Raw genomic sequence first — 18,562 nt, 5'->3', positions numbered from 1 at the left:
AACGCGTGTGCCGTCCGGCACACGAGCCGGACGCACGATCGGGAGACCCGCACGCATGGCCAAGAAGCGCCGCCCCCAGACCAAGGCCGCCACCCCCGTAACCGGCGACGGTGCGATCCCCGTCGTCGGCGCCCGGGAGCCCTGCCCCTGTGGCTCGGGGCGGCGTTACAAGGCCTGCCATGGGCGCCAGAGTTCACACGCGGTGGCCGAGCTGGTGCAGCGCCCCTTCGAGGGGCTGCCCGGCGAGGCGGACTGGGTGGCGCTGCGCGAGCTGGTGCCCGCCGCCACCGTGGAGCTCACCCTCAAGGACGGGCTGCCCGAGGGGGTGCCCTCGGTCACCCTGGCCACCGTGCTGCCGATGGCCTGGCCCGCGCTGCGCCGGGACAACGGCGCCGTGCTGCTGGGCCTGCAGAACGACATCGCCTCCGGTGACATCAGCCGCGAGCTGGCCGACACCCTGCTGCGGGCGCTGGCCGCCGAGCCCGGCACCCCGGTGGGCTCCGCCCGGCCGGCCGCCGACGGGCCCCGGCTGCAGGACCTGCTGGATGCCGAGGCACCCTTCGAGCCGGTGGTGCACACCGGGTTCGAGTTCTGGATCGAGAACGCCGAGAACGCCACCGGCGAGGTGGCCGCCTCGCTGGAGCGGGCCAACGCGGCCGCCATCCCCACCGCCAAGCTGTCCTCGGTGGACGGTGCCTACTGGTGCCGCACGCCGGAGAAGAACCACCTGCGGTGGGTGATGACCCACCCCGAGGAGCAGTTGCTGGACGCGCTGGCCCGGCTGCACGCCGCCGGTGCCTCCTCGCTGGGCGAGGGCACCCGCCTGGTGGGTTCGTTCCGGGCGCATGGGCTGACCGTGCCGGTGTGGGACCTGCCGTCCGACACCGGTGCGGCGGAGGTGGAGAAGCCCGCCGCCGCCTTCGCGGAGCGGCTGGCCGGCGCGCTGGCCGACTCCGCTCCGCTGTCCGCCGAGGAGCGGCGGGCGCGCAGCGGCCTTACGAGCCGTCAGGTCACCCTCAACTAGCGGAAGTAGAACGGAAGACGACCACCGGTCGGCCCGGAATCTGCGGAACGAAGCATTCCGGGCGCTGGGAGGCGTCACTTACGTGACTCCTGTCACAACTCCCGCTCTGAGTCCGGAAATCGGCGTCCGGAAATCCACGATCGAATTTGCGAACGGCCGATCTCTTGTTACGGTTTTAAAAGCCCGGTCGCTGGTGCATCCCCCGTCGCCAGCGACCGGGCGCTTCCATGTCCGGGCCCGGCCCGCGCGCTCCCGCCGGTGCCGTCCCCACCAGGCCCTTGTTCTCCTGGTCCAGACCGTCCGGCCGCGGTATCCGCGGCGCGCGCCCCCGCCCCGGCTAATCCTCGTCCGGCTCCGGCGAGTTGCTACCGGAGCGGAGCAACAGATTCCCCTGACCGTCCGCGATCTCCGCGACCGCCGCATACGCGCCATGTCCGCGCGGAGTCGCCGAAGGCGGGGTCTCACAGACGTCCGGAGCCTGGGCGGCGGGCATCGGACAGCGCACCTGGAGGGTCTGCCCGCCGGGCGCCATCAGACTCAGCACGGCCGACAGCGGGCCGCCGGTGCCATTGCGGTAGTAGGTGCGCGCCCAGGTGTCCGGTCCGTCGGCCAGCACACAGGTCTGGGCCTGCAGGCCCTGGCCGGAGTCGAGTTCGGGGCCGCACTGGGCGCCGTCCCGGGGTGCCTGGCGGGCGCCGTCGCCGAGCTGGGCGCGCGGGGCGCTGCCGGCGGACGAGGCGACGGCCGCACGCTGCCGGGCGCGGGCCGCGTCCTGGCGTTTGCCGGGGCCGGTCTTGACCCGGCCGGACAGCCCGGCCGGTCCCGCGGTGGCGGCCGCCAGCGGCAGCGCCACGGCCAGCGTCACCACGCCGGCCAGCACCATCATCCGGACATTCACCGCACGCCGTCGGCATCCGCCGTCGGCGCGGGCGAGCACACGCTCCATGGGACCACCTGCTGAACTAGCCGCGGACTGATTCGTTTGCTGCGTACTGATGGGGTTCTGCTGCGTTCTGCTGCGTTCGACGGGGGCCTCGGGCGCGTACCGCCCGACGGCGGTTCCCTGCGCGGCATCCAAAGCGGGCCCTCGCCCGAACATAGCGGTCCCGACCCCCCGCGACCGGCCGTAGTACGCCCGATTCCCGCAGTTCTCGGCGCGGCTTACACCCGTACGAGTGAGAGCGCGTGCGTCTCCCGTCCGTACGCGCTCCCACTCTCGCTCGCGGCGGATGCTCCGCGCGCCGAATCCGGTCAGTGAAGCTCGGTCAGTGGAGCCCGGTCAGTGGGCGAGCCGGCTGCCGCCCTCCGGCATCCCGGTGGCCGCGCTCTGTTCGACCAGGATGTCCACCACGGTGGCCACATCCGGCAGCCAGGGACCGGCCGGGCGGGACGCACGGGACGGGCGGGCGCCGCGGATCAGCCCCGCCGCCGGGGTCTTGGGCGCCACCTCCCAGCGGGCCCGGCCGGAGCCGGTCATCGAGGGCGGCAGCACCACATAGCCGCCCTCCCCGTGGAAGCGCAGCGAGCCCGGCACCCACTCCTGGCGGTGCAGCAGTTCGCCCAGCACCTCCAGCGAGTAGGGGGCCACCAGCAGCGTCCAGCGGGTGGGGGTGGCCACCACCGGGCCCAGCCGTACCCCGGCCCGGGCGAAGGCGGCCAGCGAGCGGGCCCCGGCCACCGCCGGCAGACTCACCGCACAGGCCGCCCGGCCGCCGGTGGCCAGCACGATGGGGGCCTCTGGGCGGTTGGTCCACCACCAGCGCACCATCCTGGCGTCGGTGGTGGCGGCCAGCAGCCCGGGGTCGAAGGGGTGGGCACCCGGAGCCGCGCAGTCCGGATGGGCGCAGCCGCATTCGCGTACCCGGCCGATGCCGGGCCGCAGTCCCACCCCCGGGAGTACCGGCCAGCGCCACTCGGTGGCGTAGGTCAGGGCCGCGGTGAGCCCCGCGGAACGGCCGGTCCGCCGGAGCGAAAGCTTGCGTCGCCTGCCGAGGATCTCGCGCATGAGCGCTCGTTCCTTTCCGTGAACGTCCGTGAACGCCGAAGGCGGTCCCGGTCCGCTGACCAGGGCCGTCTTGCACTGCCTGTCGGAACTGCTGGTCGAACTGGGGTAGAACTCGCCTGCGCCGGTGTCAAACGCGTCAACACCGCGTGGACTGCGGAACTACATGGCCTACGTGAACTACGTGGACTGCGTGAACTGCATGGCACTACGGGCACCGCGGACGCGGCGCTCAACGCGCCGTGGCCCTCGGGGACCGGCGCACCACATGGATCACAAGTCACTGCGCGTACAACGCAGCGCATCACGCCGGGGGCCGAGCGTGAAACCTGGCGGAGGGTGGCGCGGGTGTGGCGCTTTGTGCTGGACCGGTGCGCCCCTCGCCGATCGGCATGGGTCGCCCCACGCCGCCCGGGGACGGACGCGGCCGTTGCCGGGTAGGACGCCCGGCACCCGCCAGCGGGTTCCGGAGCCCGTCAACTCCCCTTGCCCGTCCTCGAGTACGTACCCACCGCGGTAACGGTGACGCGCTGTCGAACGACGCCAGTCGACAACAATCGGGCCGCCACAGCACTATTTTCCGGCCAACTTCAAAACCCCTCAGACACCATCATTCCCACAGGTCCAATGCTGGACATCCGCTCACCAGGGCGTGTACATGTGGAGCCACCGATAGCGCGCACCACGACAGGGGGTTTGCGGTGCTATTCCAGAAATCACGCAGGTCGGCGGGGAACCGCAAAGGCCCCGGTGAGCTGCGGCCCGTACGGTGGGCAACCAGCCGCGCGGCCGGACCACCCCCGCCCCGCCGGGGCAGACGGCCATGAGCGCGCCCCACCTCCCGAAAGTGGCCGGAATCGATCCACCGGTTCCCGCTCCCGCTCCGGCTTCTGCTCCCTCCGCCGCCGACTCCCCTACCTCCGCGGCCACTTCACCCACTGCGGGCGCCCTGGTCCAGGACCATCTGGCGCGCTGGGTATCCGATCTCACCACCCTCCAGGAACTGATCGAGCGGCTGCTGCGCACCGCCACCCTGGACGAGGCCCTGCATGAACTGCTGCGCGCCGGGGCGTCCCTGGTGGGTGCCGGACGCGGCCTGGTCACCCTGCATCCGGACGACGGCCGTCCGGTGACCGTGGGCCTGGGCCTGGACCGCGCGGACCTGGGCCATCTGGAGACCATTCCGCATGAGCACCCCGCCCCCCGCGCCTGGTCCCCCTATGTGCGCCTGCTGGAGGACCTGCCCGAGGTCGGCACCCGGGACGGCGTCAGCCATCCGGACATCACCGGCGAGGACGGCCTGGACCCCCGTCATCGCGAGGTGGCCGCCCGGCTGGGCTACGCCGCCAGCTACGCCGTCCCGCTGGACTCGGCCGCCGGGCCGCACCGGATCGGCGCCGCCGTCTGGCTCTACGAGGAGCCGGCCGAGCCCACCGAGCGGCGCCGGCACCTGGCCGGCCTTTACTGCGGCTATGCCACCGAGCACCTGTCCCGGCTGCTGGAGCTGGACCGGACCCGGGAGACCCTGGCCGTCCTGCGCTCCGAGCTGCTGCCCAGCCGGCTGCCCCGGGTGCCCGGTGTCCGGCTGGCCGTCCGGCACCGGCCCGGCTCCCGCGGCGGCGGCAGCTGGTACGACGCCCTGCCGCTGCCCGAGGGCGCGCTGGGCCTGGCGGTAGGGTCGATCACCGGCTCCGGGCCGACCGCGGTGGCCGCCATGGGCCGGCTGCGGGCCTCGCTGCGCGCCTACGCCGTGATGGAGGGCGAGGATCCGGTCGCCGTCCTGTCCGATCTGGAGCTGCTGCTGCGGCTGACCGAGCCGACCCGGGCGGCCACCGCCCTGTTCGCCTACTGCGAGCCGGTGCTGCGCAAGGTGGTGGTGGCCGGGGCCGGGCACTGCTCCCCGCTGATCATGGGCGACCATCGCACCGACTATGTGGAGACCACGCTGTCCGCGCCGCTGGGCATGCTCGCCTGCTGGGAGGCGCCCAGTGTGGAGATCGAACCGGCCCCCGGCGAGACCCTGCTGTTCTACAGCGACGGGCTGCTGAGGGGCACCGGCGCCGCCATGGACCGGGCCTTCGCCCGGCTGCACCTGGCCGCGGCGACCGTGCCCAGGACCGCCCGGCACGACCCGGAGACCATCGCCGATCATGTGCTGCGCACCGTGCTGCCGGAGGGGACGGCCGAGGTCACCGATGATGTGGTGCTCATGGCCGCCTACTTTGAGTAGATACGTCCGATAACGGCCGTTTGCCGATGGCTTTCGGCCCTCTCCCCCCGCTTTCGGCCACACCTACGATGGAGGGCGGCCCCGTTCGAGGAGGAGAGCATGACCGAGCAGCCCGCGCCCGAGAACCCCGAAGGCGACGAGCCCATCAAGCAGCGGAAGAACGGCCTCTACCCGGCCGTCTCCGATGAGCTTGCCGAGAACATGAAGAGCGGCTGGGCCGACACCGAGCAGCGCGACCTGCGGCCGATACCCCAGGCCGAACAGACCGCCCGGCGCCGCGCCGAGCTCTCCGCCCGCTTCCCCGGCGAGCGCCTGGTGATCCCCGCGGGCAACCTCAGGACGCGCTCCAACGACACCGAGTACGCCTTCCGCGCCTCGACCGAGTACGCCTACCTCACCGGTGACCAGACCCAGGACGGCGTGCTGGTGCTGGAGCCCACGGCATCCCCGGACGGGCAAAAGGGCCACGACGCCACCCTCTATCTGCTGCCCCGCTCCAGCCGGGAGAACGGCGAGTTCTGGCTGGACGGCATGGGCGAGCTGTGGGTCGGCCGCCGCAACAGCCTGGCCGAGGCCGAGCGGCTCTACGGTCTGCCCTGCGCGGACGTCCGCAAGCTGGCCGAGGCGCTGGCCGCGGCCACCGGCCCGGTGCGCGTGGTGCGCGGCCATGACGCCGGCATCGAGGCCGCGCTCACCGACAAGGTCACCGCCGAGCGCGACGAGGAGCTGCGGGTCTTCATCAGCGAACAGCGGCTGGTGAAGGACGAGTTCGAGATCGGCGAGCTGCAGAAGGCCGTGGACTCCACGGTGCGCGGCTTCGAGGACGTGGTGAAGGTCCTGGACAAGGCCGAGGCCACCTCGGAGCGCTATATCGAGGGAACGTTCTTCCTGCGGGCCCGGGTTGAGGGCAACGACATCGGCTACGGCTCCATCTGCGCCGCCGGCCCGCACGCCACCACCCTGCACTGGGTGCGCAACGACGGCCCGGTCCGCTCCGGTGAACTGCTGCTGCTGGACGCGGGCGTGGAGACGCACACCCTCTACACCGCCGATGTCACCCGCACCCTGCCGGTCAACGGCCGCTACACCGAGCTCCAGCGCAAGATCTACGACGCGGTGTACGAGGCCCAGGAGGCCGGCATCGCGGCGGTCAAGCCCGGTGCCAAGTACAGCGAGTTCCATGACGCCGCGCAGCGGGTGCTGGCCGAGAAGCTGGTGGAGTGGGGCCTGGTCGAGGGCCCGGTGGAGCGCGTACTGGAGCTGGGCCTCCAGCGCCGCTGGACCCTGCACGGCACCGGCCACATGCTGGGCATGGATGTGCACGACTGCGCGGTGGCCCGCCGGGAGACCTATGTGGAGGGCGTCCTGGAGCCCGGCATGGTGCTCACCGTGGAGCCCGGACTGTACTTCCAGGCCGACGACCTGACCGTGCCGGAGGAGTACCGGGGCATCGGCGTCCGGATCGAGGACGACATCCTGGTCACCGAGGACGGCAACCGCAATCTGTCGGACGCGCTGCCGCGTACCTCCGCGGATGTGGAGGCCTGGATGGCGGCCCTCAAGGGCTGACGCCTTCCAACGGCCGCGTACCCGGCGGAACTTATCAGTCGGCGGAACGTGCTGGCGGAACGTGCCGGGTACGCGGCCGGAAGGCGCCCTTCCGTGGCTGGTGGGGGTGTGACCGGGGGCAGGCGCTGGAAGGCTGGAGTGTCAGCCCGCCCGCCGAGCCCTCGCGAGGAGCCTTGAACTCTCCGCAGCCCTTCAGCGACGACCAATTCGCCCGCTACTACCGTCGGCGCACCCTGGAGCTCTGGCCCGAGGACGGGGACCCGCTGGACCGGCTGGCCCGCCATGCCCTGCTGCCCCAGGGCAAGTTGCTGCGGCCCCGGCTGTTCCTGCTGTGCATGGCGGCCCTCGGCGGCGACCCCGGACAGGCGGCGGCGCTGGCGGTGGCCCTGGAGGGGCACCACACCGCCAGCCTGGTCCATGACGACCTGATCGACGGGGACGCCGAACGCCGGGGCCGCCCCTCGGTGCCCGCCGGATTCGGCGCCACCCAGGCGCTGCTGGGCGGGGACGCCATGCTCTGCCGGTACTTCGCGGACCTGGCCGAGCACCGGCTGGAGGGCGTCGGACCGCGCCGCCAGCTGGACTTCATCGCCCTGGTGGGCAGCACCGGGGTGGAGGTCTGCCGGGGCCAGCTGCTGGAGGAGCGGCTGCGCGGCGATCTGGACTGCGGTACGGACGCCTATCTGGCCATGGTGACCATGAAGACCGCCGCCCTGCTGCGCGGCACCTGCCTGGCCGCCGCCCTGCTCACCGGGGCCGCCCCGGCCGTCGCCGAGGCACTGGCCGATTACGGGGAGGCGCTGGGCATCGCCTTCCAGATCCGCGACGATCTGCTGCCCTACCGGGACGAGGGCGCCCGGCGGGCCGCGGGCAAGCCCTCCCGCAGCGATCTGCGCAATCTGCGGCCCACCCTGCCGGTGCTGCTGGCCATGGAACGGGCGGCACCGCGCCAGGCGCGCCGGCTGCGGCGGCTGGTCCCCCGGGCCGGACGCGGCCCGCGCGCCCTGGGCGAACTGACCGCGCTGCTAAGGGAGCTGGGGGCGCTGGACGGGGCGGCGGGGCTGCTGCGCGGCCACGCGGAGCGGGCCCGCGGCCGGCTGGCCGCGCTGCCCGCCGGTGAACACCGGGAGCGGCTGGCAGCGCTGGCGCGCACGGTGGAGGTTTTCTGACCGGCGAAGGTTCTGAACGACGGAGGTTCTGAACGACGGAGGTTCTGAACGGCGGACATCCTGAGAACGCGCCGCGCAGGTCAGGAGGCCCGTAGCAGCGCCACCGCCGGCGGCGGCCCGCCCTCTCTCCACTTGAGGATCTTGTCAAAGCTGACCACCGCGCCCCGGTGGCCGGGGCGGTTGCGGACCCGTACGTTGTCCGCCAGGGACTCGATCAAGAAGAGACCCCGGCCATGCTCGTCATGGACGGCGGCCGGGGTCTGCTTGTGCCTGCGGCGGGCGGGGCGGCTTTGGCAGGGGCGGGACCGTGGGGTGAAGCCGGGCCCCGAGTCGATGACCTCGATCCGGCAGGTGTCCCCCTCGATGCGGGCGGTGACGCGATAACCGGTGGAGGAGTCGCCACCGTGCTCCACGGCATTGGCACACGCTTCGCTGAGGGCCACCGCCAGGTCATAAGCGGTCTCCGGATCGACTCCGGCCGTCTCCATCGCACCGACCAGCAGCCGCCTGGCGAGCGGAACGCTCGCAGCCTCGCGCCGCAAATGGAGTGACCACCAGATGCTCATGCTCAGCCTCCTGGCTGCGGCTCGACATATCGATACCTATAGCCACGCGCGACGGGTAGTAAGCCTGCCGGGTGCCCGACACCGCTCATTCGGCGGATGCGACGGGACGGCGCATTGAGGTATGCGGCCCCACCCTGCCGTGGGGAAGGGACGGGTCCGGTGGGATGATGGCGCGGTCATGCCTCACCCCGTCGCGCGAGCCGGCGCCGATCTGCGACTGATCCGGGCCGCGGTGTTCACCGCGGTCTGCGTTGTGCTGTCCGCGGGCGGGCATGCGCTGGCCTCCGGGATGAGCGTGCCGCTGTGGGCACTGGCCGCCGGCGGCCTGGGGGTCTTCGCGGTGGCCGCGCCGCTGGCCGGGCGGGAGCGCTCGCTGCCGGGCATCGCGGCTGCCCTGGCCCTGGGCCAGCTGGCGCTGCACGCACTGTTCGGCCTGGGGCAGCGGGGCATGCCCGCCCCGCGGCCGGCCGACGGCCCGCTGGCCGGCTTCGCCGGCCGGCTGCTGTGCAACCAGCACCCCGGACTCTCCCCCGACCAGGCCCGGCGGGTGATCACCGACGCCGGGCTGGACCCGATGACCCACCCGGGCACTGCCGCCATGCCCGCCCCCGCCGGTCATGACACGCTCGGCCATCTGCTGCCGCTGTCGCCGCAGATGCTGCTGGGCCATCTGCTCGCCGCGCTGGCCCTGGGCTGGCTGCTGCGGCGTGGCGAGGCCGCGCTGTGGCGCCTGGTACGGCTGTCGGCGCGCGGGATCGCGGAGGTGGCGCCGGCCCGTGCGCTGCGCGCCGCGCTGGCCCTGATACGCACCCTCCTCGGCCCGGGCGCCGAGGAGCCGGCCGCGCCGGTGCGGCGCGGCGAGCGCCGGGAGCGGCGTCCGGCGCGAGAGCCGGAACTCCAGCACTTTGTGATCAGGCGGGGCCCGCCGCGGCCGGTTCTCGCGGCCTGATCACGCGACGCACTCCGGCTTTATGGCTGGGGGCGGTCGCGGCGTGGCCGTATGCGCGCGTCCACACCCTCAACCGCCTCCACAGTCCCTGGAGTGTTTCGCCATGTCCGTCAAGTCCTTGAAGTCCGTCACGTCTGCCATGCCCGCCATGCCCGTGATGAACGCCTCGGGTACCCGCTCGTCCCTGCTGCGCCGCCTCCCGGTGGCCGGATCACTGGCCGCCGCCGGGGTGCTGCTGCTGGCCGGACCCGCCTTCGCGCATGTCACCGTGCAGCCGGGCACCGCCCAGAAGGGCGGCTACGCCACCATCGCCGTCAAGGTCCCCAATGAGAAGGACAACGCCGACACGGTCAAGGTCGAGCTGGATCTGGACCCCAAGCACCCGCTGGCCTCGGTGATGCCGCAGCCGGTGCCGGGCTGGGACGTCAAGGTGGAGAAGAGCAAGCTGGACCAGCCGGTCAAGACCGACGACGGCACCGTCACCGAGGCGGTCACCAAGGTCACCTGGACCGGCGGCAAGATCCAGCCGGGCCAGTTCCAGCAGTTCCCGCTGTCCGTCGGCCAGCTGCCCTCGGACGCCGACCGGCTGGTGTTCAAGGCGCTCCAGACCTACTCGGACAATGACGTGGTCCGCTGGATCGACCCGTCCATGCCGGGCGGCAAGGAGCCCGAGCACCCCGCGCCCGTCCTCAAGCTGCTCGCCAAGACCGATGACACCAAGCAGGCGGCACCCGCCCCGGCCAAGGACAGCGGCTCCGGCGGCTCGTCCTCCGACACCACCGCCCGGGTGCTGGGCATCGCCGGCATCGTCCTCGGCGCGGCCGGTGTGGGCTATGGCGTGTTCGCCGGACGCCGCCGCACCTCCGCCTGACCCCCGTACGGAACCCGGCCGGGAGGGCGGAGCCGCACCTCCGCCCTCCCGCGCCACCCGACCCACCCCTGGAGAAGAAGCTCCATGCGCACCAAGCTCCTGGGCGCGGCGCTGGCCACCGCCGCCGCGCTCACCCTGACGGCCTGCGGCGGTTCCGGCGGCTCGTCCTCCGGCGACAAGCCCGCCGCCGAGGTCTCCGGCGCGACCGACAAGCCGCTCGCCTACCCGATCGACACCCCCAAGGACAAGCCGGACCTGGTCCTGACCGACACCTCCGGCAAGAAGTACGAGCTGGTCAAGGAGACCAAGGGCCACCCGGTGCTGCTCTACTTCGGCTACACCTACTGCCCGGACGTCTGCTCCACCGTGGTCTCCGATGTGGCCGCCGCGGCCAAGACGCTGCCCAAGGACGAGCAGCGGAACCTGCGGACCGTCTTTGTCACCACCGACCCCGACCGGGACACCCCGGAGCGGATGCGCAAGTGGCTGGACGCCCAGGGCGGACAGGACATCGCCGGTCTGACCGGTGACTTCGCCACCATCCAGGCGGCCGCCAAGTCGCTGGGGATCCTGGTGGAGAAGGCCAAGAAGGAAAAGGACGGCTCGGTCACCGTCAGCCATGGCGCCCAGGTCGTGGGGTTCTCCCCCAAGGACGACAAGGCGCACTGGATCTTCACCGCCGAGACCACCGAGGACCAGTACGCCAAGGCCCTGCCGAAGATCGTCAAGGGGGAGAACCCGTGATGCGCAGGACCACCGTGGCCGCCGCCGCGGCGCTTCCGCTGCTGCTGGCCGGGGGCCTGGTGCTGGTCACCGGCTGCGGTTCGGGCAAGGACAAGGCCGAACTCTCGGTCAGCGGCGCCTATATGCCCAAGCCGGCCATGGACGACATGGCGGCCGCGTACTTCACCGTGAAGAACGACGGCGGCAAGGCCGATGAGCTCACCAAGGTCACCAGCCCGCTCTCCGCCGACATCACCCTGCACACCACCGAGGGCTCCCGGATGCAGCACAGCGAGAAGCTGCCGGTGCCCGCCAAGGGCGAGCTCAAGCTGGCCAAGGGCGGCACCCATCTGATGCTGGGCAAGCTCTCCCGTCTGCCCAGGCAGGGCGAGAAGGTGGAGTTCACCCTGCACTTCGCCGACTCCGCGCCGGTGAAGATCCAGGTGCCGGTGGAGAGCCCCACCTACCGCCCCGAGGGCTGAGCGCGGATGAGGACAACGGCCGCCGGACGGATAGCGGCGCTGCTGGGCACCTTCCTGGCCGCGCTGCTGTGCACCCTGACCGTGGGCGCGGGCACCGCCGCCGCGCACGCCGCGCTCGTCGCCACTGACCCCAAAAGCGGGTCGGTGCTGCCCAGCGCGCCCCAGCGGGTGCAACTCACCTTCTCCGAAGGGGTGTTGCTCTCCGCCGACTCGGTGCGGGTGCTGGATCCGCAGGGCAAGCGGGTGGACGAGGGCCGGCCCGCGCACTCCGGCGGCCGTACCGACACCGCCGAGGTGGCCCTGAACTCCGGTATCGCGGACGGCACTTACACCGTCGCCTGGCAGGCGGTCTCGGCCGACAGCCACCCGGTGGCCGGTGCCTTCACCTTCTCCGTCGGCGCCCCCTCCAAGACCGTGGTGAAGGCGGCCGCCGCCACCACCGACCCGCTGGTCGGCACCCTCTACGGCATCGGCCGCTACACCGCCTACGGCGGCTTCGCGCTGCTGGCCGGGGCCGGAGTGTTCGCCGGGGTGTGCCGGTCCTCGCGGCCGGTGCAGCGGGTGGCGGTCGGCGGCTGGGTGGCCCTGTTCGCCGCCACCGGCGCCCTGTTGCTGCTGCGCGGCGCCTACACCGGCGGCAAGGGACTGGGCTCGGTGGCCGACCTCTCGCTGCTGGGGGACGCGCTGTCCACCAAGCCCGGCGCGGCCATGCTCTGCCGGCTGGTGCTGCTGAGCGCGGCGGCGGTGTTCCTGGCCGTGCTCTTCGGCGGCCACGCCCGCGAGGGTGCCCCGGTGCCGGGTGACCGCCGGGCGGTGGCCTGGGGCCTGGGCGCCGGCGGGGCGCTGGTGGCGGGCGGACTGGCGGCCACCTGGTCGCTGGCCGAGCACGCCTCGGTGGGCATCCAGCCCTGGCTGGCCATGCCGGCGGACATCCTGCACCTGCTGGCGGTCGCCGTCTGGCTGGGCGGGCTGGCCGCACTGCTGGCCGTGCTCAGGGCGGGCGAACCGATCGAACGGGCCGCGGTGCGGCGCTTCTCCGCCCTGGCCTTCGGGGCGGTCTGCGTCCTGGTGGTCACCGGCCTCTACCAGTCCTGGCGCCAGGTGGGCAGCTGGGACGCGCTGACCGGCACCGGCTATGGACGCTGGCTGCTGGTCAAGATCGGACTGGTGGCCGTACTGGTCGGCCTGGGCTGGTTCTCCCGCCGCTGGACCGCCCAACTCACCGACCGCTCCCCACTTGCCCGGCCGAGGCCCGCGACGCGGGGTAAGTCCGGCGGGTCCGGGAGGCCTGTCGGGGCCGGGAAGCCCGCCGAGCCCGCCGAGGCGCCCCGGACCACGGGCGAGCGCCCCACCGGCGTACGCGCCGCCCAACTCGCCCTCCAGCAGGCCGCGTTGGCCAAGGCCGCGGAAAAGCGGCAGCGGGACGCCGACCCCGGGCGCAGCGGCCTGCGCCGCTCCGTGCTCGCCGAAACCGCGGTCGCGGTGGTGCTGCTGGCCGTCACCACCGTGCTCACCGGCACCCAGCCCGGCCGCGCCGAGACCGAGCAGCGGCAGGCCGCCGCCGCCCAGGCGCCCGCCGGCCCGGCCCGGCTGAGGATCGGCTACGACACCGGCGGCACCAACGGCAAGGGCACCGCCTACATCACCATGGACCCCGCCCGCCCCGGCGGCAACACCCTTGACGTCCGGCTGACCGACCCCGCCGGGCGCCCCATGGACGTCGCCGAGCTGGGCCTGTCGTTCACCCAGCAGACCAAGAACATCGGACCGCTGCGCGCCCCCCTGGCCCACCAGGCCGCCGGGCACTGGCGGGCCACCGGCTTCCAGCTGCCCATGGGCGGGCAGTGGCAGCTCACCCTGACCGTACGGACCTCCGAGATCGACCAGGTCACCGAGACCGGGAACGTGAAGATCGCCAATGGCTGAGAAGGCTGACAAGACCGAACAGGCCGCCGACCGGCCGCTGTTGACCCGCCGCCGGCTGCTGGGCACCGCCTCCGCCGCCGGTGCGGCCGGACTGGTCGCGGGCGGCGCCGCGGGCGCCTTCGGGGACCGGGCGCTGCGCGAGCGGCCCACCGCGCTCACCACCGTGGGCTCCGCCGCCCTGCCCTTCCACGGCAGCCACCAGGCCGGGATCGCCGACCCGGCCCAGGCCCACGGCCATCTGCTGGCCTTCGACCTGGCCCCGGGCGCCGGCCGCAAGGCCGCCGCCGCCCTGCTGCGGCGCTGGTCGGCCACGGCCGCCGCGCTGACCGCCGGCCAGGTCCCGGACGGCGACAGCACCGGCATCGCCCTGGACGCCGGGCCCTCCTCCCTCACCGTCACCTTCGGCTTCGGCCGCAGCTTCTTCGACCGCACCGGGCTCACCGCCAGACGGCCCGCCGCCCTGGAGCCGCTGCCGGCCTTCACCCAGGACGCGCTGGACCCGAAGCGCAGCGACGGCGACCTCTGGGTGCAGATCGGCGCCGACGACGCCCTGGTCGCCTTCCACGCGCTGCGCCTGCTGCAACGCCAGGCCCAGGACACCGCCCGGCTGCGCTGGCAGATGAACGGCTTCAACCGCACCCCCGGCGCCACCGACCGGCCCAGGACCGCGCGGAATCTGATGGGCCAGGTGGACGGCACCAACAACCCCAAGCCCACCGACTCCGACTTCGCCGCCAAGGTCTTCGTCCCCGGGGACCACGGCGGCGCCGACGGCTGGATGGCGGGCGGCTCCTATGCGGTGGTACGGCGCATCCGGATGCTGCTGGACAGCTGGGAGCAGCTCTCCCTGGCCCGCCAGGAGAGGGTGATAGGCCGCCGCAAGTCCGATGGCGCCCCGCTGTCCGGCGGCACCGAGACCACCCCGGTGGATCTGGCGAAGACGCTGCCGGACGGCTCGCTGGCCATCGCCGGGGACGCCCATATCCGGGTGGCGGCACCGGCCTCCAACCAGGGCGCGGCCATGCTGCGCCGGGCCTTCTCCTACCACGACGGCTTCCTGGACGACGGCGCTCCGGACGCCGGGCTGCTGTTCATCGCCTGGCAGGCCGACCCCATGAAGGGCTTTGTCCCGGTGCAGCGGAAGCTGGACCGGGGGGACGGGCTCTCGCGCTTTCTGCGGCACGAGGCCAGCGGCCTGTTCGCGGTGCCGGGCGGCTGTGCCGAGGGCGAGTACGTGGGGCAGCGGCTGCTGGAGGGGTGACCGGCTCCCTCCGGGGCACCGCTATCGTGGCCAGCCCGCCCTTTCGATCACCAGGACACTCCCGACCACCGCAAGGAGACCGCGTGATGTCAGCGACCCGGTACACCTATCTCGGCCCCGAGGGGACCTTCACCGAGGCCGCGCTGCGCACCCTGCCGGAGGCGGCCACCCGGGAGCTGGTGCCCATGGTCTCGGTGCCCGCGGCGCTGGACGCGGTGCGGCAGGGCGAGGCGGCGGCGGCCCTGGTGCCGATCGAGAACTCGGTGGAGGGCGGCGTCACCGCCACCCTGGACGAACTGGCCACCGGCGCCCCGCTGACCATCTACCGCGAGGTGCTGCTGCGGATCAGCTTCGCGCTGCTGGTACGGCCCGGCACCCGGCTGTCCGACATCAAGACGGTCACCGGCCACCCGGTCGCCCAGCCCCAGGTGCGCAACTGGCTGGCCGCCCAACTGCCGGACGCCCACTGGGAGTCGGCGGCCTCCAACGCGGACGGTGCGCGCCTGGTGCGGGACGGGCGCTATGACGCCGCCTTTGCCGGGGAGTTCGCGGCGGCCACCTATCAACTGGAGCCGCTGGTCACGGAGATCCACGATGTGCCCAACGCCCAGACCCGGTTTGTGCTGGCCGGGCTGCCCGCCCGGCCGGCCGCGCGCACCGGCGCGGACCGTACCTCGATGGTGGTCTGGCTGCGCGACGACCACCCCGGTGCGCTGATGGAGCTGCTCCAGGAGTTCGCCACCCGGGGGGTGAACCTGATGCGCATCGAGTCCCGGCCCACCGGCGAGGGCATGGGCCGCTACTGCTTCTCGGTGGACTGCGAGGGGCACATCATGGACCGGCGGGTGGCCGAGGCGCTGATGGGGCTGAAGCGGACCTGCCCCAAGGTGCGGTTCCTGGGCTCCTACCCCCGGGCCGGCGAGGAGCCGGCCGGCCGGACGGACCGGACCGGCCGGCCGCGGCCGGGAACCTCGGACGAGGACTTTGTGGCGGCCGCGGAGTGGCTGGCCCGCTGCCAGGACGGCCGGATCTGAGACGGCCGGATCCAAACCGGGCCTGTGGAAAACCTGGGAGGTTTTCCACAGGGGGGTCTCGATCTGGGGATAAGTCGATAGAGCGAGACGCGCCGCGAGGGCGCAAAACGGTCAACATCGACAAATCCCTGTAGCCACCCCATCGGACTATCCACAGATCCGGCGCCCGTCAACAGCCGTCATCCACTGAGCACCCGTCAGCCGAAAAGCCTCGAACAATCCCTTGGGGTGAGCAATCGCCACCCGAAAGAGTGCTGTCGCGAGGTTTACCCCGCCGCGGCCTCGTAAAGGAAGCGGGGCCGGTGAATAGAAACGGAAGAACAGCTTCCGAGATCCACAGATTTCACGCACAGCCTGTGGACAGAGAAGCGGAAGAGGTCGTTCCTGTGGACAACAGCCCGTCAGAGGGCCGCGGCCAGGCCATCATCTGCACCGGTTGAGCACCCTTTGGCCATTTTCCGGCCGCTCCTGGGCAGCTTTCCGGCAACCTGCCCGGCGTTTTCCGGGAAACGGCCGCTGGGGCGGAAGACCGAATTTCCCGGTTATCCGGAACACCGATACCCTCTGGATCTCTCCGCCTTTTCCGCAATCCCAGAATGGGACAAAGTCCAACAAACAGGAATATCGCGTCGAGTGATCGCAGCGCGCGACGGTAGCCTTGAGGGGTGATTGACCTTCGCCTGCTTCGTGAGGACCCCGACCGTGTTCGCGCCTCCCAGCGCGCCCGTGGAGAGGACGTCGAGCTCGTTGACGCACTGCTCTCCGCCGACGAGCGGCGCAGGTCGTCCAGCGCTCGCTTCGACGAGCTCCGCGCCGAGCAGAAGGCGCTGGGCAAGCTCATCCCCAAGGCCGCCGGCGAGGAGAAGGCCGAGCTGCTGAAGAAGACCGGCGAGCTGGCCGCGGCCGTCAAGGCCGCCGACGCCGAGCAGAACGCGGCCGCCGAGGAGGCCCAGCGGCTGCTGCTGCGCATCGGCAACCTGGTCCACCCGGACGTCCCGCAGGGCGGCGAGGACGACTTCACGGTCCTGGAGACGGTGGGCACCCCGCGCGACTTCGCGGCCGAGGGCTTCGAGCCCAAGGACCACCTGGAGCTCGGCCAGGCGCTGGGCGCCATCGACGTGGAGCGGGCCGCCAAGGTCTCCGGCTCCCGCTTCTACTACCTGACCGGCATCGGCGCGCTGCTGGAGCTGGCCCTGGTCAACGCGGCCATCGCCCAGGCCACCGCGGCCGGCTTCACGCCCATGCTGACCCCGGCGCTGGTCAAGCCGCGCGCCATGGAGGGCACCGGCTTCCTGGGCCAGGCCGCCCAGGACGTCTACTACCTGGAGAAGGACGACTTCTTCCTGGTGGGCACCTCCGAGGTGCCGCTCGGCGCCTACCACATGGACGAGATCATCGAGGCGGACCGGCTGCCGCTGCGCTACGCGGGCTTCTCGCCCTGCTTCCGCCGGGAGGCCGGCACCTATGGCAAGGACACCCGCGGCATCTTCCGCGTCCACCAGTTCGACAAGGTGGAGATGTTCTCCTTTGTCGCCCCGGAGGAGGCCGAGGCCGAGCACCGGCGCCTGCTGGACTGGGAGAAGCAGTGGCTGACCAGCCTGGAGCTGCCCTTCCAGGTGATCGACACGGCCACCGGTGACCTGGGCCTGTCCGCCTCGCGGAAGTTCGACTGCGAGGCGTGGATCCCCACCCAGGGCAAGTACCGCGAGCTCACCTCCACCTCCAACTGCGACGAGTTCCAGGCCCGCCGGCTCTCGGTGCGGATGCGCGAGGGCAAGGGCGTCCGGCCGCTGGCCACCCTCAACGGCACCCTGTGCGCCGTACCCCGCACCATCGTGGCGCTGCTGGAGAACCACCAGCAGGCGGACGGCTCGGTGCGGGTGCCCGAGGTGCTGCGCCCCTACCTGGGCGGACGCGAGCTGCTGGAGCCGGTCGCCGAGTGAGCGTCGAGCCGCCGTTCCGTCTGATCGCCACGGATCTCGACGGGACGCTGCTGCGTTCCGACGAGACCGTCTCCGAGCGCACCCGCGCCGCCCTGGCCCTGGCCACGGCGGCGGGGGCCGCCCATATCGTGGTCACCGGGCGCTCGGTGGCCTGGTGCCGGCACATCCTCGACGCCCTGGACTACCGGGGGCTGGCGGTGTGCGGGCAGGGGGCGCAGGTCTACCACGCCGGTGAGCACCGGCTGCTGACCGAGGTGACCCTGGACCGGCAGCTGGCCGGGCTGGCGGTCGCCAAGATCGAGGCGGAGACCGGGCCGCTGCGGCTGGCCGCCAGCCGGGACGGGCTGGACGGCGAGGTGCTCACCGGCCCCGGCTACCGGGTCAAGGAGGGCCCGGTGGCGGCCGTCCCGATCACCGAGGCGGCCGAGCTGTGGGCCGCCCCGATCACCAAGCTCTACCTCCAGCACCCCACCCTGGACGATGACGCCCTGGTGGAGGTGGCGCGCTCGGTGGCGGGCGGGCTGGTGGGGGTGACCATGGCGGGCGCCGGGATTGTGGAGCTGCTGCCGCTGGGCCTGAGCAAGGCCACCGGCCTCTCGCTGGCGGCCCGGCGGCTGGGGATGCGGGCGGCGGACACCATCGCCTTCGGCGATATGCCCAATGACATCCCGATGTTCGGCTGGGCGGCCCATGGCGTGGCCATGGCCAACGCCCACCCCGAACTGCGCGCGGTGGCCGATGAGATCACCGCTTCCCATGACGAGGACGGCATCGCGGTGGTCCTGGAACGGCTCTTCGGGTAGGGACGGTTGG

The 18,562-nt window shown here is 72.6% G+C and carries 16 protein-coding genes; 13 read left to right on the top strand and 3 right to left on the bottom strand.

What is annotated here, in order from left to right; all coding sequences use genetic code 11:
- The first annotated feature begins 55 nt into the window (after positions 1-55).
- Positions 56-1,024, top strand: a complete 969-nt coding sequence (locus tag CV755_RS24020) for a DUF5926 family protein (RefSeq protein WP_109282361.1) — start codon at positions 56-58, stop codon at positions 1,022-1,024.
- 337 nt (positions 1,025-1,361) lie between these two features.
- Here the strand turns inward: CV755_RS24020 and CV755_RS24015 are convergent, their stop codons facing one another.
- Both CV755_RS24015 and CV755_RS24010 read right to left on the bottom strand, forming a co-directional pair.
- On the bottom strand, positions 1,362-1,970 hold the full coding sequence (locus CV755_RS24015; protein WP_241561374.1) for a hypothetical protein: 609 nt from the start codon (positions 1,968-1,970) through the stop codon (positions 1,362-1,364).
- Between the two features lie 333 nt (positions 1,971-2,303).
- Positions 2,304-3,029 carry a bifunctional DNA primase/polymerase gene (locus tag CV755_RS24010; RefSeq protein WP_109282360.1) on the bottom strand — a complete coding sequence of 242 codons (726 nt, stop codon included), beginning with the start codon at positions 3,027-3,029 and terminating at the stop codon, positions 2,304-2,306.
- Positions 3,030-3,849: 820 nt separating this feature from the next.
- Between CV755_RS24010 and CV755_RS24005 the strand changes: the two genes are divergently transcribed.
- From CV755_RS24005 to CV755_RS23995, 3 genes are all read left to right on the top strand, one after another.
- Positions 3,850-5,256 carry a PP2C family protein-serine/threonine phosphatase gene (locus CV755_RS24005; RefSeq protein WP_193553470.1) on the top strand — a complete coding sequence of 469 codons (1,407 nt, stop codon included), beginning with the start codon at positions 3,850-3,852 and terminating at the stop codon, positions 5,254-5,256.
- A gap of 99 nt (positions 5,257-5,355) precedes the next feature.
- The gene (locus CV755_RS24000; RefSeq protein WP_109282358.1) at positions 5,356-6,825 is read left to right on the top strand and encodes an aminopeptidase P family protein; all 1,470 of its coding nucleotides are present in this window, start codon (positions 5,356-5,358) and stop codon (positions 6,823-6,825) included.
- A 173-nt stretch (positions 6,826-6,998) separates the two neighbouring features.
- Positions 6,999-7,994 (top strand): polyprenyl synthetase family protein, encoded by a 996-nt coding sequence (locus CV755_RS23995; RefSeq protein ID WP_161968737.1) that lies wholly within the window; start codon positions 6,999-7,001, stop codon positions 7,992-7,994.
- A gap of 80 nt (positions 7,995-8,074) precedes the next feature.
- Here CV755_RS23995 and CV755_RS23990 read toward each other — a convergent pair whose 3' ends face one another.
- On the bottom strand, positions 8,075-8,560 hold the full coding sequence (locus CV755_RS23990; RefSeq protein ID WP_109282356.1) for an ATP-binding protein: 486 nt from the start codon (positions 8,558-8,560) through the stop codon (positions 8,075-8,077).
- A gap of 178 nt (positions 8,561-8,738) precedes the next feature.
- Here CV755_RS23990 and CV755_RS23985 point away from each other — a divergent pair, with 178 nt between their 5' ends.
- The 9 genes from CV755_RS23985 to CV755_RS23945 all read left to right on the top strand — a co-directional run bounded on the left by CV755_RS23985 (position 8,739) and on the right by CV755_RS23945 (position 18,552).
- On the top strand, positions 8,739-9,509 hold the full coding sequence (locus CV755_RS23985) for a hypothetical protein (RefSeq protein WP_109282355.1): 771 nt from the start codon (positions 8,739-8,741) through the stop codon (positions 9,507-9,509).
- Between the two features lie 139 nt (positions 9,510-9,648).
- The gene (locus CV755_RS23980) at positions 9,649-10,380 is read left to right on the top strand and encodes a YcnI family copper-binding membrane protein (RefSeq protein ID WP_422070604.1); all 732 of its coding nucleotides are present in this window, start codon (positions 9,649-9,651) and stop codon (positions 10,378-10,380) included.
- An 84-nt stretch (positions 10,381-10,464) separates the two neighbouring features.
- Positions 10,465-11,124: an SCO family protein gene (locus CV755_RS23975; RefSeq protein WP_109282354.1), complete on the top strand. Its 660-nt coding sequence runs from the start codon at positions 10,465-10,467 to the stop codon at positions 11,122-11,124.
- Positions 11,124-11,585 carry a copper chaperone PCu(A)C gene (locus tag CV755_RS23970; protein WP_109282353.1) on the top strand — a complete coding sequence of 154 codons (462 nt, stop codon included), beginning with the start codon at positions 11,124-11,126 and terminating at the stop codon, positions 11,583-11,585. Before CV755_RS23975 ends, CV755_RS23970 begins: the two co-directional genes overlap by 1 nt.
- Before the next feature lie 6 nt (positions 11,586-11,591).
- Positions 11,592-13,511, top strand: a complete 1,920-nt coding sequence (locus CV755_RS23965) for a copper resistance CopC/CopD family protein (protein WP_109282352.1) — start codon at positions 11,592-11,594, stop codon at positions 13,509-13,511.
- Complete coding sequence (gene efeB / locus CV755_RS23960) at positions 13,504-14,772, top strand: iron uptake transporter deferrochelatase/peroxidase subunit (RefSeq protein ID WP_109282351.1); 1,269 nt, start codon at positions 13,504-13,506, stop codon at positions 14,770-14,772. The genes CV755_RS23965 and efeB overlap by 8 nt, the downstream gene beginning before the upstream one ends.
- Positions 14,773-14,858: 86 nt before the next feature.
- The gene (gene pheA / locus CV755_RS23955) at positions 14,859-15,806 is read left to right on the top strand and encodes a prephenate dehydratase (protein ID WP_109282350.1); all 948 of its coding nucleotides are present in this window, start codon (positions 14,859-14,861) and stop codon (positions 15,804-15,806) included.
- Positions 15,807-16,471: 665 nt separating this feature from the next.
- A complete protein-coding gene (serS, locus tag CV755_RS23950) occupies positions 16,472-17,749 on the top strand; it encodes a serine--tRNA ligase (RefSeq protein WP_109282349.1) in 1,278 nt (425 codons plus the stop codon).
- Positions 17,746-18,552 carry an HAD family hydrolase gene (locus tag CV755_RS23945; protein ID WP_109282348.1) on the top strand — a complete coding sequence of 269 codons (807 nt, stop codon included), beginning with the start codon at positions 17,746-17,748 and terminating at the stop codon, positions 18,550-18,552. Before serS ends, CV755_RS23945 begins: the two co-directional genes overlap by 4 nt.
- Positions 18,553-18,562: the final 10 nt, after the last annotated feature.

Origin of the sequence: Streptomyces orinoci (assembly GCF_003121295.1) — a bacterium.
Lineage (GTDB): Bacteria > Actinomycetota > Actinomycetes > Streptomycetales > Streptomycetaceae > Streptomyces > Streptomyces orinoci.
This window is presented reverse-complemented; position numbering and strand designations above follow the sequence as displayed.